This window comes from Buttiauxella gaviniae (assembly GCF_040786275.1).
Classification (GTDB): Bacteria; Pseudomonadota; Gammaproteobacteria; order Enterobacterales; family Enterobacteriaceae; genus Buttiauxella; species Buttiauxella gaviniae_A.
This window is the reverse complement of sequence record NZ_JBFMVT010000002.1, coordinates 292,905-307,402: the sequence shown is the minus strand read 5'-3', so window position 1 is coordinate 307,402 and position 14,498 is coordinate 292,905. Positions and strand designations below refer to the sequence as shown.

Below are 14,498 nucleotides of genomic sequence, written 5' to 3'. Positions count from 1 at the left end.
ATGTCGGTTATTGCCCAGTATTATTACCGTCAGCATAAAAACGTCGGCCAGGCAGTCACGGAAAAACCGGTGGCGACCGCGCAGGCGAGTACCGCAGACGCGGTGAAAACTGCCAGTAACGCGCCCGCAAATAGCGCCTCTTTTCAGCAGGCGCTTTCGGCTTCACAAAAGCAGCAGACCGAAGAGGTCAAACTGGCCGCGCCTGCGCCTCGCTCGGAAACCACACGTCAGGCGGCTCCAGCCTCCACCACACCCACGCTCGAACAACTGGTTAAATTCGCCAGAAGCCAGGGCTGGAGCGAAAAACAGATCGCGCTGATGAAGCGCCTGTCGCTGCGTAAAAATAGCCGCACCGGTAAGCCGTGGAATGAAAGTGTCCAGACGACGTCGCGCCCTGCAACCCAGCAGGTTCGCGAGCACGGTTTGACCGCGCGCGCCGCCGATGCGGGCAATATTCGCGGCATCCGGAATAACAATCCCGGCAATCTGGAAGCCAGCGAGCTTTTTGAGTGGCAGGGGCAAACGGGTAATGACGGGCGTTTTGCGACATTTTCATCGCCGGAACACGGGATTCGTGCGTTGGGCATGAACCTGCTTTCCTATCATCGCCGTGGCCTGGATACCATCAGCAAAGTGATTTCACGCTGGGCACCCGCACAGGACAATAACGACACCTCGGCCTACATTCGCAAGGTGAGCCAGGCGCTGGGCGTTTCTCCCCATGAACGGCTTGATCTCACCGCGCCCTCCGTACTGAGCGCGTTAAGCAAAGCGATTATTCGCCACGAAAATGGTTCGATTCCTTTCGACGACAGCGTGATTAGCAGCGGCGTTTTTTCGGCTCTTGGGCTTCAGCATCTGCCAGGCGCGAAACAGACGGCACAAACGATTGCCCAGGCGGTGAAAGGAAGCTCGGTCTTTGGGTTACAGGCCAGCGCCATGAATCCGCTGGAGTTAAAAGCGTTGCGCCAGAGCCTGAGCAAACAAGTGCAGGCGGCGAAAGCGGTTATTCAGGGCGGCGGTGAGGCGACAAATATCCCCAGCAAAGCCGAGTTAGTGGCCGCGTGGGGATACACGGAAGGCTCGCGCCGCTTTGAAGAGCTTAAAACCGCGATCAATCGCACTTCACACAGCTAATACCGGTTTACTGTTTTTTTATAACGCGCTGCCCGTTTATTTGTGCGCAGCGCTTCTTTCATCATCATGCGGTTTTGCGATCGGCTCAAAAGGTGAAGGCTGATTTTTCTGCCACACTGAATGCGTCTTAGGCGGTTATTACGCTATGCACTAACATCTTGAGGATGAAGGGATGAATAAAAAAACGATCGCGGCATTACTGGCAATGGCTTTTCTCGCCCCGGCGATGACGCAGGCCGACACGACGCCACAGGGTTATCAGCTTCAACAAGTTCTCTTAATGAGTCGCCATAACTTGCGCGCGCCGCTTGCCAACAACGGCAGCGTCCTGGAACAGTCTACCGCGCAATCCTGGCCGGAGTGGGATGTCCCCGGCGGCCAGCTCACCACCAAAGGCGGCGTGCTGGAAGTCTATATGGGGCATTATCTGCGCGAATGGCTTGCTCAACAGGGGCTGGTGAAAAGCGGTGAATGCCCGACGCCGCAAAGTGTCTATGCCTACGCCAACAGTTTGCAGCGCACCGTTGCAACGGCGCAGTTCTTTATCACCGGTGCGTTCCCCGGCTGTGATGTGCCTGTCCATCACCAGGAAAAAATGGGCACTATGGATCCCACGTTTAACCCGGTTATCACCAATGATTCGCCAGAGTTTAAGCAAGAAGCGCTGAAGGCGATGGAAACCCAGCGCGAGCACTTCAAACTCGATGACAGCTACAAACTTCTTGAGCAGATCGTGGCGTTCAATGATTCGCCCAGTTGCAAAGAAAAACAGCAGTGCGATTTAACGGCAGAGCACGATAAATTCAGCGCCAACGCGACGGAAGAGCCCGGCGTAAGCGGCCCGCTAAAAGTGGGTAACTCGCTGGTGGATGCGTTTACGTTGCAGTATTACGAAGGATTCCCGCTCGATAACGTCGCCTGGGGGCAGATCAAAACCGATCAGCAATGGCGCGTGTTATCCCAGTTGAAGAATAGTTATCAGGATACGTTATTTACTTCGCCGGAGGTGGCTCGCAACGTTGCCGCGCCGCTGATTAAATACATTCAGAAAGCGCTGGCGGGAAGTGATACCCGGGGGCCGAAAATCACCCTGCTGGTAGGGCATGATTCCAACATCGCATCGTTGCTCACCGCGCTGGATTTCAAACCTTATCAGTTGCCGGAGCAATACGAGCGTACGCCAATCGGCGGCAAAATTATGTTCCAGCGCTGGCATGACGCCAACACGAATCGTGATTTGATGAAGGTGGAATATGTGTATCAAAGCACTGAACAGTTGCGCCGGGCGGATGTACTAAGCCTGCAACAGCCGCCGCAACGTGTGACGCTTCAGCTCAACGGTTGCCCGACGGATGTGGATGGTTTTTGCCCGTGGGATAAATTTACCGAGGTGTTGGGGCAGACGGTGAAATAGGGGCGGGGTTGATGACCCGCTCCCGACCTCCCCCTTGCGAGGGGGAGGCGTTTGGGGGCCAACTAGACGTTTTTCCGCTCGATGGTTTGCTCCCCCCAAAACAGCGAATCTTTGTCGGTTTTTTCAAAAGCCAACGACAGCACTTCATCGCTACCATTTTCCCAAATTTTTTCAGCCATTTTTTCGTCGTACTTCGCCACTTCAAAAATAGCCTCGGCTATTTCAGGAGACGTGTTTCTCAAACTCGCCCACTCACCTACGTGATGAGTTTTTGATTGTTGATTCTGCATGTACTCCTCCAGAACGTCATTTAACCGTTGAGTTTAACTGCCAGACCCGCCACGTATTCACCCTGGTAGCGGGCGATAGAAAGTTCTTCCGGGCTTGGCTGACGTGAGCCGTCGGCTCCGGCAATCGTTGTTGCGCCGTATGGTGTGCCGCCGCGAACCTGAGAGACATCAAACAATTCTTGCGCGGCGTAACCGATAGGGACAATCACCATTCCGTGATGAGCAAGCGTGGTCCATGTCGATGAGATGGTGTGCTCTTGCCCGCCACCGGTGCCGGTGGAGCTGAACACGCTGGCCAGTTTGCCGTATAAACCGCCTGATGCCCAAAGGCCGCCGGTCTGGTCGAGGAAGGTACGCATCTGCCCGGACATATTGCCAAAGCGGGTAGGTGTGCCAAAAATAATGGCGTCGTAATCGGCGAGCTCTTGCGGTGTGGCTTGCGGGGCGTTTTGCGTTTTCCCCCCGGCTTTTAAGAAAGCGTCTGCAGGCATGGTTTCCGGCACGCGTTTCACCGTCACTTCAGCCCCGTCAACCTTCTGCGCACCCTCTGCCACAGCGTGTGCCATGGTTTCGATGTGTCCGTACATTGAGTAATAAAGCACCAGAACTTTAGCCATCTCGCTTCACTCCTTCCAATGACGCAGCGTTATGCTGCACTCCTTTAAAGATATGTGCTGTGGCGCTAACTGCAACCTGGAGTGCCAATTCCTTGATCCTCCACAAGCGCGGAGAGCATTTGGCAATTTTGTTGCATTACGTCACATTTTCTTTCAGGGATTATTTCAGTAAAAATAAGAATATCTTATGGATTGAGCGGCAAAAAAATCACCCATTCTCGCGATTACATGTTGCAAAATATTACGATTAACTGGTCAATTACCCTGTCTGCACTAAGCTTAGTTCCACGCGGCAACGTTAATGCTCTTGATATTTGAAGCCGCAGAGTTATTGGCTGCATTCATTTGCCATATACCTGCGAATCTAATGATTTAGAGTCAGTAAAAGCCGCGCAGTGAAAGAATTTTCTTTGACTGAATGCAATATGATGACTTAACTATTTCACCAATCTGGAGGTTAGAAATGGCAAACCATCGTGGTGGGTCAGGTAATTTCGCTGAAGACCGTGAAAGAGCATCAGAAGCAGGTCGTAAAGGTGGCCAGCACAGTGGCGGGAACTTCAAAAATGACCCGCAACGTGCCTCAGAAGCAGGCCAAAAAGGGGGTAAAAATAGCCACGGTAAAGGTAGCAGCAAATAACCTGGTGACCCGCAATTCGCTGAGTATCGGTGAATCATCTTAGATAGCTAATTGCAACTCCCAACCGCCGGTCTGTACCGGCGGTTTTATTTTGCCCCTCCCATTGCAGCGTTTCACGCCAACCCGCAAACTAGTACCCCTCTCTTTATTCCCGTTTGTTCTGGTATTTTCATGTTTGCTTTATTGCGCCGTTATCAACTTGCCGTAAAACCTCAAGAAGCCATTCTTATTTTGATCACCATGTTTTGGGGTGGAACATTCCTTGCGGTGCAATACGCCATGACCCTGAGCGGGCCTTTTTTCTTCGTCGGGTTGCGTTTTGCTACGGCGGCGCTGGCGGTTGGGCTGTTGTCGGTAAAATCGCTGCGCGGCCTGACGTGGCTGGAAGTGAAAGCGGGCGTATTGATTGGCATCTCGATTGCCATCGGTTACAGCATGCAGACCTGGGGATTGCAGAGCATTCCGAGCAGTAAATCGGCGTTTATTACTGCGATGTACGTCCCGCTGGTGCCGGTGTTGCAGTGGGTTTGCCTCGGTAAAATGCCGGGGATTATGTCCTGGGTGGGCGTGTTGCTGGCTTTTGTCGGCCTGATCTTCCTTGCCGGGCCGAACGGCACATCGCTCACTCTGGGCGCAGGTGAAATCATCACGCTGATTAGCGCTCTTGCGATTGCCGCAGAAATTATTCTGATAAGCCGCTGGGCAGGCAAAGTGGATATTAAGCGCGTCACCATCGTGCAGCTTGCCACCGCCTCAATCGTCGCTTTTGCAACTATGATCCCCGCAGGTGAAAGCGTACCGGCTTTTACCCCAGGTTTACTGGGCATTGCCCTGGGGCTGGGGATTTTTAGCGCCATTATTCAGGTGACAATGAACTGGGCGCAGCGCAGCGTTTCGCCGACGCGGGCGACGGTGATTTACACCGGCGAACCCGTCTGGGCAGGCGTTTTTGGCCGTATCGCCGGGGAGCGGTTACCCGCCCTGGCGTTGCTAGGCGGGGCGCTAATTGTGCTTGGTGTTCTGGTAAGCGAGCTAAAACTTAAACGTAAGCGCAAAAAAGCGGCGCTATCGTCGCTACCTGATGAAGAAGTGCGCACCTGAATGGCAAACCGATCGTTGTCGTCGGGCGGTTTTGCTATCCTGAGCGGCAAAATAGAATAAAGAGAGGGCGCATGGCACAAGGTGTGGCAGCATCAAAAGAGACCGGGCGGCGTGTTCGCGCCGTTGCGGCGAAAAAGCAGGCTATTTTATCCGCCGGGCTGGAGTTTTTCTCCCAGTTTGGCATCCACGGCACCACGATTGAACAGATAGCCGAGCGCGCGCAACTGTCTAAAACCAATCTTCTCTATTATTACCCGTCCAAAGAAGCGCTCTATATTGCGGTGCTCAAACAAATTCTGGATATCTGGCTCGCGCCGCTGCGAGCGTTCCGTGAAGATTTACAGCCGCTGGTGGCAATAAGCGAATATATCCGCCTGAAACTTGAGGTTTCCCGCGATTACCCGCAGGCCTCGCGGTTATTCTGCCTGGAAATGTTGCAGGGCGCACCGCTCCTGAAAGCTGAACTGACGGGTGATTTGAAATCATTGATCGACGAAAAATCGGCGATCATTGCCGGTTGGGTTGAGAGCGGCAAACTGGCGGAAGTGGATCCGCACCATTTGATCTTCATGCTGTGGGCAACCACGCAGCACTACGCCGACTTTGCAAGCCAGGTGGAAGCGGTGACCGGGAGTAATTTAAACGATGAAGAATTTTTCCGCCGCACGGTGGAAAACGTGCAGCGGATGATTATCGAAGGGATTCGGGTTCGCTAACGCGGAGGGAAAACGCAGCTCACATCCCCTTCTTCACAATGCATCGTGCTTTTCAATAACTCGTTGCGCTCGCGGGTTTTATCGGCCATGCATTGCGCGTGAACCATCGGCGCGACGGACGCCCCGTCAGCCCCGGAAGTTAAAAAAGCACAGTCGGCGTCGCGAAAAGCAATCCATGCATTTTGCGCCGCTTTTAACTGAGTTTTCTGGGTGTCAGTGGCGAGTTTCATCGCTTGCTGGTAGGTCTGATTAAGCAAAACATCCTGCTTTTTATATTCGTTGCCGTAGCACTCATTAAGACTTGCCTGCGAAGTGGCTGAGTCACAGCTATCGGCCAGCGCACCTGCGGATAACAACAAGCCGGAAAGCAGTAAACACACGCGTTTCATGTCAGAGAACTCCCCTTAATGTCGGGTGGCGCTGCGCTTACCCGGCCTACAAAAGGCCTTTGTAGAGCGGATAAGCGCCATCCACCAGATAGTGTTTAATCTACATGAGTTTAGCCGATTGTCATCAGACTGGCGTTACCGCCTGCCGCCGCAGTATTCACACTCAGCGAACGCTCAACGTACAAACGCTCCAGCAACAGATTCGTTTCACCCCGTGCAAAACCTTGCACCGAAACAATCGCGCCATCACGGGCTGCGACTTTTTCACATAACACGCGTAGCTGGTCGGAATCACCGTGATACATCCCCGCATCAAACGATGTGCTTAGCAGCGCATCTTCTTTGGCAAAATCGATCTGCTTTTGCACCCGTGACGGAAGGGCTTTGACCAGATCACGATGCAGTTTGTCATCAGCCCACAACGCACGGCTGCCAACGCTTGTGACGGCGGCCAGTTGCACCAGCGCATCTTGCTCGTTATCCGCGATACACAACACTCGCTCCCGCGGCATTAACGCGTAGGTGTTACGCTCCCCGGTTGGCCCCGGTAACTGACGCAGGGTGCCGCTTTGTGCCAGTTGGGCGAAACGTTCGCACACCGCTTTCAGCTCGCCTTTATTCGCTGACCATTGTGCCAACGCCTGGTGGGCTTCCTGAAGGCTTGCTTTAAGCGTGGTATCTACCGGCAATTCAGCATCCTGGCGATTGAGCGTGGTTTGCAGGGCGCTGTCCGGGCGGTTTGCCAGCAGGCGATACAGATACAGCGGGCCACCCGCTTTCGGGCCGGTGCCGGATAACCCTTCGCCGCCAAACGGCTGAACCCCAACAACTGCGCCCACCATATTGCGGTTCACATACATGTTGCCGACGTGGGCGGAGCCGGTCACCTGCGCGATAGTTTCATCAATACGGGTGTGCACGCCGAGCGTCAGGCCGTATCCGGCGGCGTTGATTTGGTTGATCAGCGCGTCCAGATTGCTGCGGTTGTAACGAACCACGTGCAGCACCGGGCCAAACACCTCTTTTTGCATCTCATCGAAACTTTCCAGCTCAATCAGCGTTGGCGCGACAAACGTCCCGCTCTGCCACTCTTTGGCATCCACGCTGTTATCGCGTGCGGCCTGGAACACTTTGCGGCCTTTGCTGCGCAGCGTCTGGATGTGTTGCTCAATATTCTCTTTCGCTTGCGCGTCAATAACCGGGCCGATGTCGGTAGTCAGGCGGCCTGGGTTGCCCATGCGGCATTCCGCCATGGCCCCGCGCAGCATTTGCAGCGTGTGCTCGGCGACATCTTCCTGAATACACAGCACGCGCAGGGCAGAACAGCGTTGCCCGGCGCTATCAAATGCCGACGCCACAACATCGACCACCACTTGTTCGGTCAATGCCGAGGAATCCACGATCATCGCGTTCAGACCGCCGGTTTCGGCAATCAGCGGCGTCGGGCGACCCTGGGGATCAAGGCGGTCAGCAATGTTACGTTGCAGCAGCGTGGCGACTTCGGTGGAGCCGGTAAACATCACGCCGCGCACGCGTTTGTCGCCGGTCAGTTGTGCCCCGACGGTTTCACCCCGGCCAGGCAGGAGTTGCACGACGCCTGCGGGCACACCGGCTTCCAGCAATATGGCGATACCTTGAGCGGCGATCAGCGGGGTTTGTTCAGCCGGTTTTGCCAGCACGCTATTGCCTGCCGCAAGGGCGGCGGCAATCTGGCCGGTGAAGATCGCCAGCGGGAAGTTCCACGGGCTGATACATACTACCGGCCCGAGCGGGCGGTGCGTTTCGTTATCGAAATCATCGTGCACCTGGCCTGCGTAGTAATGCAGGAAATCCACCGCCTCGCGCACTTCTGCAATGGCATTGCTGAAGGTTTTACCAGCTTCGCGCACCAGAATGCCAATGAGCTGCTGCATCTGGCCTTCCATAATGATCGCCGCGCGTTCAAGGATCGCGGCGCGTTCCTGCGGCGGAGTGGCGAACCAGATTGGCGCGTTGTTCACCGCGCTTTCCAGCGCCCGGGAAACTTCTTCGGCTGTTGCTTCGCGGGTGAAACCTACCACGTCATTCGGCTCTGCCGGGTTTTTCACCGCGACCAAATCGCCCGCGACAACGGCGTTTTCCAGAATCGGCAGCGCCTGCCATTTTTGTGCTGCGCTATTAAGCAGGGCAGAGGAGAGGGACGCCAGGCGATGTTCGTTCGCCAAATCCAGACCGCTGGAGTTGGTGCGATTGGCACCGTACAACTCTTTTGGCAACGGAATTTTTGGATGCGGCAGGCCGAGCTGGCCCTCTTTGCCCGCAATACCTTCGATGGCGGTGACCGGATCGGCAACCAGTTCGTCGAGCGGTAGCGTATTGTCGGCAATGCGGTTAACAAACGACGTGTTCGCCCCGTTTTCCAGCAGGCGACGCACCAGATAGGCGAGCAGCGTTTCGTGTGTGCCGACAGGGGCATAAATGCGGCAAGGGCGGTTGAGTTTGCCGTCCGCTATTTTGCCGACCACTTGATCGTAAAGCGGCTCACCCATGCCGTGCAGGCACTGGAATTCATACTGCCCTGGGTAGTAGTTTTGCCCCGCCAGGTTGTAGATTGCCGCCAGCGTATGAGCGTTGTGGGTGGCAAACTGCGGGTAAATCAGATTCGGTACCGCCAGCAGTTTTTTCGCGCAGGCCAGGTAAGAGATGTCGGTATAAACCTTACGCGTGTAAACCGGGTAACCTTCCAGGCCGTCCATCTGGGCGCGTTTGATTTCGCTGTCCCAATATGCACCTTTAACCAGGCGGATCATCAGGCGGCGACGGCTGCGCGAGGCTAAATCAACCAGGTAATCAATCACGAACGGGCAGCGTTTTTGATACGCCTGGATCACGAAGCCAATGCCGTTCCAGCCTGCAAGTTCCGGCTCGAAGCAGAGTTTTTCCAGCAGATCGAGGGAGATCTCCAGACGATCCGCCTCTTCGGCGTCGATATTAATCCCGATGTCATACTGGCGTGCCAGCAGCGTCAGGGATTTCAGGCGCGGATATAACTCTTCCATGACGCGATCGTACTGTGCGCGGCTGTAGCGCGGATGCAGCGCGGAAAGTTTGATGGAAATCCCCGGGCCTTCGTAGATTCCGCGCCCGTTAGAGGCTTTGCCAATGGCGTGGATGGCCTGCTGATAAGAGACCATGTAAGCCTGCGCATCGGCGGCGGTCAGCGCCGCTTCGCCCAGCATATCGTAGGAGTAGCGGAAGCCTTTTTCTTCCAGCTTGCGGGCGTTTGCCAGCGCTTCGGCGATGGTTTCACCGGTCACGAACTGCTCGCCCATCAGGCGCATCGCCATATCCACGCCTTTGCGGATTAATGGCTCACCGCTTTTGCTGATAATTCGATTCAGGGAGTGAGACAGGCTGGCTTCGTTATGCGTGGAAACCAGGCGACCGGTAAATAACAGCCCCCAGGTGGCCGCATTAACAAAGAGCGATGGGCTGCGGCCAATGTGCGAGTGCCAGTTACCGTTGCTGATTTTGTCGCGGATTAGCGCATCGCGCGTCGCTTTATCAGGAATGCGCAGTAGTGCTTCGGCGAGACACATCAGGGCCACACCTTCTTGTGAAGAAAGTGAAAATTCCTGCAATAAACCCTGTACCATGCCTGCCCGGCCGGTTGCGCTCTTTTGGTTGCGCAGTTTGTCGGCGAGTTGATAAGCCAGTTTATGGGTTTGTTCGGCGATAACAGGGGAAAGACGCGCCTGCTCAAGAATCATCGGCACGGCGTCCGTTTCCGGGCGACGCCAGGCGGCGGTGATGGCCGCGCGAGTTACGGACTGGGGCAGAATTTGCTCAGCAAAATCAAGGAAGGGCTGGTGAGGCTCTTCAACGTGCGCAGGGGCTTCTTCGCTTTCGTTCGCCGCACCCGCCAGCAGGGCAGGGAGTTCTGGCAATTCGTCGTTATTTTCCAGGCGTTCGAGATAGTTAAAAATAGCCTGTTTGATGAGCCAGTGTGGTGTGCGGTCAATGCGTGAAGCGGCGTGTTTAATGCGCTCGCGGGTTGCGTCGTCGAGTTTTACGCCCATGGTGGTGGCCATGCTGATGACTCCTTTTTATCCGTAAGCAGGCGGATAAACATTAAGAGGTTGAGTGAAGTTACGCAGCAATATCTATCATGTTGCAACTTTGTGCAACCTTGTTAAATGTGAGCCAGATAGCAAGGTGAAAAAAGAGTGAATTGTTAAATCATCAATAAGAAAAACGACTGGATGCACGACGCCTGATAAGTCGAATTATTGACCTGGTTAACACTCTTTGTGGGTGCAACCCTCAAAAACGTGAGCGAGTGCAACCTCCAGGAAAAAGCTATTTTTTGTACAGTGAATTTATTGTGAATGATGTGTTAAAACAGTTGCGAAGTGAAATTACTAAACTCCCTGAATAATTCGAATGGCAGCTATCACGGTGCCAGCTCAACGTGTGACGGGATAAAACTATAATCTGGAGAACTTGCATGACCATGAGTACACCAATGCTGGTGACCTTCTTCATTTATATCTTTGGCATGATATTAATTGGGTTTATCGCCTGGCGTTCTACCAAAAACTTTGATGATTACATCCTGGGCGGTCGCAGCCTGGGTAGCGTGGTCACTGCATTATCCGCAGGCGCGTCAGATATGAGCGGCTGGTTGCTGATGGGGCTGCCGGGGGCGATTTTCCTGTCCGGTATCTCTGAAAGCTGGATTGCCATTGGCCTGACGGTCGGCGCGTACATTAACTGGAAACTGGTTGCCGGGCGTCTACGTGTTCACACCGAAGTGAACAATAATGCGCTGACGCTGCCAGATTATTTCACCGGACGTTTCGAAGATAAAAGTCGCATCCTGCGGATTATCTCCGCGTTAGTTATTCTGCTGTTCTTCACCATCTACTGTGCCTCTGGCATCGTGGCCGGGGCGCGTCTGTTTGAAAGCACCTTCGGCATGAGCTATGAAACCGCACTCTGGGCGGGCGCTGCGGCAACCATCATTTATACCTTTGTCGGTGGATTCCTGGCGGTAAGCTGGACGGACACCGTGCAGGCGAGCCTGATGATTTTCGCGCTGATCTTAACGCCGGTGATGGTGGTGATTGCGGTCGGCGGTTTTGATGATTCACTGGCGGTTATCAAGCAAAAAAGCATTGAAAACATTGATATGCTGAAAGGCCTGAACTTTGTGGCGATCATCTCGCTGATGGGCTGGGGACTGGGCTACTTTGGTCAGCCGCATATTCTGGCGCGTTTTATGGCGGCAGATTCCCACCACACCATCGTTAATGCACGCCGCATCAGTATGACGTGGATGGTGCTGTGCCTGGGCGGTGCGTGCGCCGTGGGCTTCTTCGGTATTGCTTACTTCTCTAATAACCCATCGCTTGCGGGAGCGGTTAACCAGAATAGTGAGCGTGTGTTTATCGAACTGGCACAACTGCTGTTTAACCCATGGATTGCGGGCGTGTTGCTGTCTGCGATTTTGGCGGCGGTGATGTCAACCCTGAGCTGCCAATTGCTGGTGTGCTCCAGCGCGATTACTGAAGATCTGTATAAAGCGTTCTTCCGTAAAAATGCGGGGCAGAGCGAACTGGTTTGGGTCGGGCGCTTCATGGTGTTGCTGGTGGCGCTTATCGCTATTGCGCTGGCCGCTAATCCTGAAAACCGCGTGCTGGGTCTGGTGAGCTACGCCTGGGCAGGCTTCGGTGCAGCCTTCGGCCCGGTGGTTCTGTTCTCGGTCATGTGGTCACGCATGACGCGCAACGGCGCGCTGGCGGGTATGATTATCGGTGCGCTGACCGTTATCGTCTGGAAACAGTTCGGTTGGTTGGGCCTGTATGAAATCATCCCGGGCTTCGTGTTCGGTAGCGTCGGTATTGTGGTGGTCAGCCTGCTGGGCAAAGCGCCGAGTGCGTCGATGCAAAAACGCTTTGCCGACGCCGATGAAATTTACCACAGCGCACCGCCAACAAAGTTGCAGCCTGAGTAATCCCGGTACCCATAAACTCCCTCTAAGGCCGCCTTGTGCGGCCTTTTTTACAAGTGTTCATAAATAACTATATTCTCCGCTTGTGTTTATTTTTTGCGTAATGATAATCACAATCGTTTGGTTTTACTTTTCTTTACGTCTTTTGACCTGAGTTCACAGTTGGGGTGTCAGGAATGTTTGTTCCGTTTCTCATTATGTTACGCGAAGGGCTGGAAGCCGCGCTGATTGTTAGCCTCATTGCGAGCTACCTGAAGCGTACTCAACGCGGCCAGTGGATTGGCGTGATGTGGATTGGGGTTGTGGCTGCGGCAGCGCTCTGCCTGGCCTTGGGGATTTTCATCAACGAAACGACAGGTGAATTTCCGCAAAAAGAGCAGGAGCTTTTCGAAGGCATCGTTGCGGTGATCGCCGTCTTTATTCTGACCTGGATGGTGTTCTGGATGCGCAAAGTGTCGCGCAACGTGAAAGTCCAGCTCGAACAAGCGGTCGACAACGCGCTACACAGCAAAGGCAACCACGGCTGGGCGCTGATCTTAATGGTGTTTTTCGCCGTCGCCCGTGAAGGCCTGGAGTCGGTCTTCTTCCTGCTGGCGGCATTCCAGCAGGATGTGGGCATTATGCCGCCGCTGGGCGCGATGCTTGGCCTTGGCACCGCAATCGTGCTGGGTTTCCTGCTGTATTGGGGCGGTATTCGCCTGAACCTCGGTGTGTTTTTCAAATGGACCAGCCTGTTTATTTTGCTGGTGGCGGCAGGGCTTGCGGCGGGGGCGGTTCGCGCCTTCCACGAAGCCGGGCTCTGGAACCACTTCCAGGACATCGCCTTTGACCTCAGTAATGTTCTCTCTACCCATTCTCTCACCGGCACGCTGCTCGAAGGTATTTTTGGTTACCAGGAAGCGCCGACGGTAAGCGAAGTGGGAATGTACTTTATTTACCTGATCCCCGCGCTGGTGCTGTTTTTCATTCCCCCGCGCGTTAGCAGTCAGGCGACAAATAACGTTCGTTAATCATCTTGCGGCGAGCACATCGCCGCTTAGTTACAACATACTCTTGTTTTTAGGGATGGGTCATGACTACACATTTTCGTCGTAACGCGTTGCATGCTGCTCTGTTTGCGCTGGCTTCTTCTGCCTTTGCCGTGCAGGCGGCTGATGTTCCTCAGGTAAAAGTTTCTGTGACCGATAAACAGTGCGAACCGATGAACATTACGGTTAACGCCGGTAAAACACAGTTTATTATTCAGAACAACAGCCAGAAAGCGCTGGAGTGGGAGATCCTCAAAGGCGTGATGGTGGTTGAAGAGCGTGAAAACATCGCTCCTGGTTTCTCTCAGAAAATGACGGCTAACCTGCAAGCAGGTGAGTACGACATGACCTGTGGCCTGCTGAGTAACCCGAAAGGCAAACTGATTGTGAAAGCGGTGGGCGACCAGGCCGCACCGAAAAACGATCTGCTGGCATTGACCGGGCCAATCACCGAATACAAAACGTATGTCACGGCGGAAGTGGCCGAGTTAGTTAAAGGTACCAAAGCCTTTACCGATGCCGTGAAAGCGGGCGATATCGAAAAAGCGAAATCTTTGTACGCGCCAACTCGTCAGCATTACGAGCGCATCGAGCCTATCGCAGAGCTGTTCTCGGACCTCGACGGCAGTATTGATGCCCGTGAGGATGACTACGAGCAGAAAGCTAACGATCCGAAATTCACCGGTTTCCACCGTCTGGAAAAAGCGCTGTTTGGTGATAACTCCACCAAAGGCATGGAAAAATATGCCGACCAGCTAAATAGCGATGTGCTGGATCTGCAAACGCGCATTTCAGAGCTGGCCTTCCCGCCGAGTAAAGTGGTTGGTGGCGCTGCAGGCCTGATTGAAGAAGTCGCGGCCAGCAAAATCAGCGGGGAAGAAGATCGCTACAGCCACACCGACCTGTGGGATTTCCAGGCTAACGTTGATGGTGCGCAGAAAATCGTTAATCTGCTGCGTCCGTTATTGACCAAAGATAATGCACCGCTGCTGGCAAAAGTGGATGCCAATTTCAAGAAAGTGGACACGATTCTCGCTAAGTACAAAACCAAAGACGGTTACGAGACGTATGACAAACTGACTGACGCGGACCGTAATGCGTTGAAAGGGCCGGTAACCGCCCTGGCTGAAGATTTGTCGCAACTGCGTGGCGTACTGGGTCTGGACTAAGTTCG

At 54.2% G+C, this 14,498-nt stretch carries 12 protein-coding genes; 8 read left to right on the top strand and 4 right to left on the bottom strand.

The features are described from left to right. On the top strand, positions 1-1,137 hold the full coding sequence (locus tag AB1E22_RS02100) for a hypothetical protein (protein ID WP_367593862.1): 1,137 nt from the start codon (positions 1-3) through the stop codon (positions 1,135-1,137). Positions 1,138-1,309: 172 nt separating this feature from the next. Next, entirely contained in the window at positions 1,310-2,551 is a 1,242-nt protein-coding gene (gene agp, locus AB1E22_RS02095) for a bifunctional glucose-1-phosphatase/inositol phosphatase (protein ID WP_367593861.1), read from the top strand. A 62-nt stretch (positions 2,552-2,613) separates the two neighbouring features. Here the strand turns inward: agp and AB1E22_RS02090 are convergent, their stop codons facing one another. Together AB1E22_RS02090 and wrbA are read right to left on the bottom strand one after the other, a co-directional pair. Next, entirely contained in the window at positions 2,614-2,841 is a 228-nt protein-coding gene (locus tag AB1E22_RS02090; RefSeq protein ID WP_367593860.1) for a YccJ family protein, read from the bottom strand. Between the two features lie 20 nt (positions 2,842-2,861). Further along, entirely contained in the window at positions 2,862-3,458 is a 597-nt protein-coding gene (gene wrbA, locus AB1E22_RS02085) for an NAD(P)H:quinone oxidoreductase (RefSeq protein ID WP_367593859.1), read from the bottom strand. 463 nt (positions 3,459-3,921) lie between these two features. On the opposite strand from wrbA, the gene AB1E22_RS02080 reads away from it, so the two are divergent. From AB1E22_RS02080 to rutR, 3 genes are all read left to right on the top strand, one after another. Continuing rightward, positions 3,922-4,098: a general stress protein gene (locus tag AB1E22_RS02080; RefSeq protein WP_034456279.1), complete on the top strand. Its 177-nt coding sequence runs from the start codon at positions 3,922-3,924 to the stop codon at positions 4,096-4,098. A 171-nt stretch (positions 4,099-4,269) separates the two neighbouring features. After that, complete coding sequence (locus tag AB1E22_RS02075; RefSeq protein ID WP_367593858.1) at positions 4,270-5,199, top strand: DMT family transporter; 930 nt, start codon at positions 4,270-4,272, stop codon at positions 5,197-5,199. Between the two features lie 71 nt (positions 5,200-5,270). Next, positions 5,271-5,915 carry an HTH-type transcriptional regulator RutR gene (rutR, locus tag AB1E22_RS02070; RefSeq protein WP_367593857.1) on the top strand — a complete coding sequence of 215 codons (645 nt, stop codon included), beginning with the start codon at positions 5,271-5,273 and terminating at the stop codon, positions 5,913-5,915. On the opposite strand, the gene AB1E22_RS02065 is transcribed toward rutR, so the two are convergent. After that, positions 5,912-6,304 carry a lysozyme inhibitor LprI family protein gene (locus tag AB1E22_RS02065; protein WP_367593856.1) on the bottom strand — a complete coding sequence of 131 codons (393 nt, stop codon included), beginning with the start codon at positions 6,302-6,304 and terminating at the stop codon, positions 5,912-5,914. The genes rutR and AB1E22_RS02065 overlap by 4 nt on opposite strands. A 110-nt stretch (positions 6,305-6,414) precedes the next feature. Continuing rightward, complete coding sequence (gene putA, locus AB1E22_RS02060) at positions 6,415-10,374, bottom strand: trifunctional transcriptional regulator/proline dehydrogenase/L-glutamate gamma-semialdehyde dehydrogenase (protein WP_367593855.1); 3,960 nt, start codon at positions 10,372-10,374, stop codon at positions 6,415-6,417. Positions 10,375-10,790: 416 nt separating this feature from the next. Here putA and putP point away from each other — a divergent pair, with 416 nt between their 5' ends. The 3 genes from putP (at position 10,791) to efeO (ending at position 14,493) form a co-directional block, all read left to right on the top strand. Next, positions 10,791-12,299, top strand: coding sequence for a sodium/proline symporter PutP (gene putP / locus AB1E22_RS02055; protein WP_367593854.1), 1,509 nt, complete (start codon positions 10,791-10,793; stop codon positions 12,297-12,299). Between the two features lie 173 nt (positions 12,300-12,472). After that, complete coding sequence (gene efeU, locus AB1E22_RS02050; RefSeq protein WP_367593853.1) at positions 12,473-13,306, top strand: iron uptake transporter permease EfeU; 834 nt, start codon at positions 12,473-12,475, stop codon at positions 13,304-13,306. A gap of 62 nt (positions 13,307-13,368) precedes the next feature. Beyond that, positions 13,369-14,493, top strand: a complete 1,125-nt coding sequence (gene efeO / locus AB1E22_RS02045) for an iron uptake system protein EfeO (protein ID WP_367593852.1) — start codon at positions 13,369-13,371, stop codon at positions 14,491-14,493. Positions 14,494-14,498: the final 5 nt, after the last annotated feature.

What these genes read in the sequence shown, in the direction of transcription:
- AB1E22_RS02100 (WP_367593862.1), top strand. Translation starts at nt 1, where the DNA reads ATGTCGGTTATTGCCCAGTATTATTACCGTCAGCATAAAAACGTCGGC.
- agp (WP_367593861.1), top strand. Translation starts at nt 1,310, where the DNA reads ATGAATAAAAAAACGATCGCGGCATTACTGGCAATGGCTTTTCTCGCC.
- AB1E22_RS02090 (WP_367593860.1), bottom strand. Translation starts at nt 2,841, where the DNA reads ATGCAGAATCAACAATCAAAAACTCATCACGTAGGTGAGTGGGCGAGT.
- wrbA (WP_367593859.1), bottom strand. Translation starts at nt 3,458, where the DNA reads ATGGCTAAAGTTCTGGTGCTTTATTACTCAATGTACGGACACATCGAA.
- AB1E22_RS02080 (WP_034456279.1), top strand. Translation starts at nt 3,922, where the DNA reads ATGGCAAACCATCGTGGTGGGTCAGGTAATTTCGCTGAAGACCGTGAA.
- AB1E22_RS02075 (WP_367593858.1), top strand. Translation starts at nt 4,270, where the DNA reads ATGTTTGCTTTATTGCGCCGTTATCAACTTGCCGTAAAACCTCAAGAA.
- rutR (WP_367593857.1), top strand. Translation starts at nt 5,271, where the DNA reads ATGGCACAAGGTGTGGCAGCATCAAAAGAGACCGGGCGGCGTGTTCGC.
- AB1E22_RS02065 (WP_367593856.1), bottom strand. Translation starts at nt 6,304, where the DNA reads ATGAAACGCGTGTGTTTACTGCTTTCCGGCTTGTTGTTATCCGCAGGT.
- putA (WP_367593855.1), bottom strand. Translation starts at nt 10,374, where the DNA reads ATGGCCACCACCATGGGCGTAAAACTCGACGACGCAACCCGCGAGCGC.
- putP (WP_367593854.1), top strand. Translation starts at nt 10,791, where the DNA reads ATGACCATGAGTACACCAATGCTGGTGACCTTCTTCATTTATATCTTT.
- efeU (WP_367593853.1), top strand. Translation starts at nt 12,473, where the DNA reads ATGTTTGTTCCGTTTCTCATTATGTTACGCGAAGGGCTGGAAGCCGCG.
- efeO (WP_367593852.1), top strand. Translation starts at nt 13,369, where the DNA reads ATGACTACACATTTTCGTCGTAACGCGTTGCATGCTGCTCTGTTTGCG.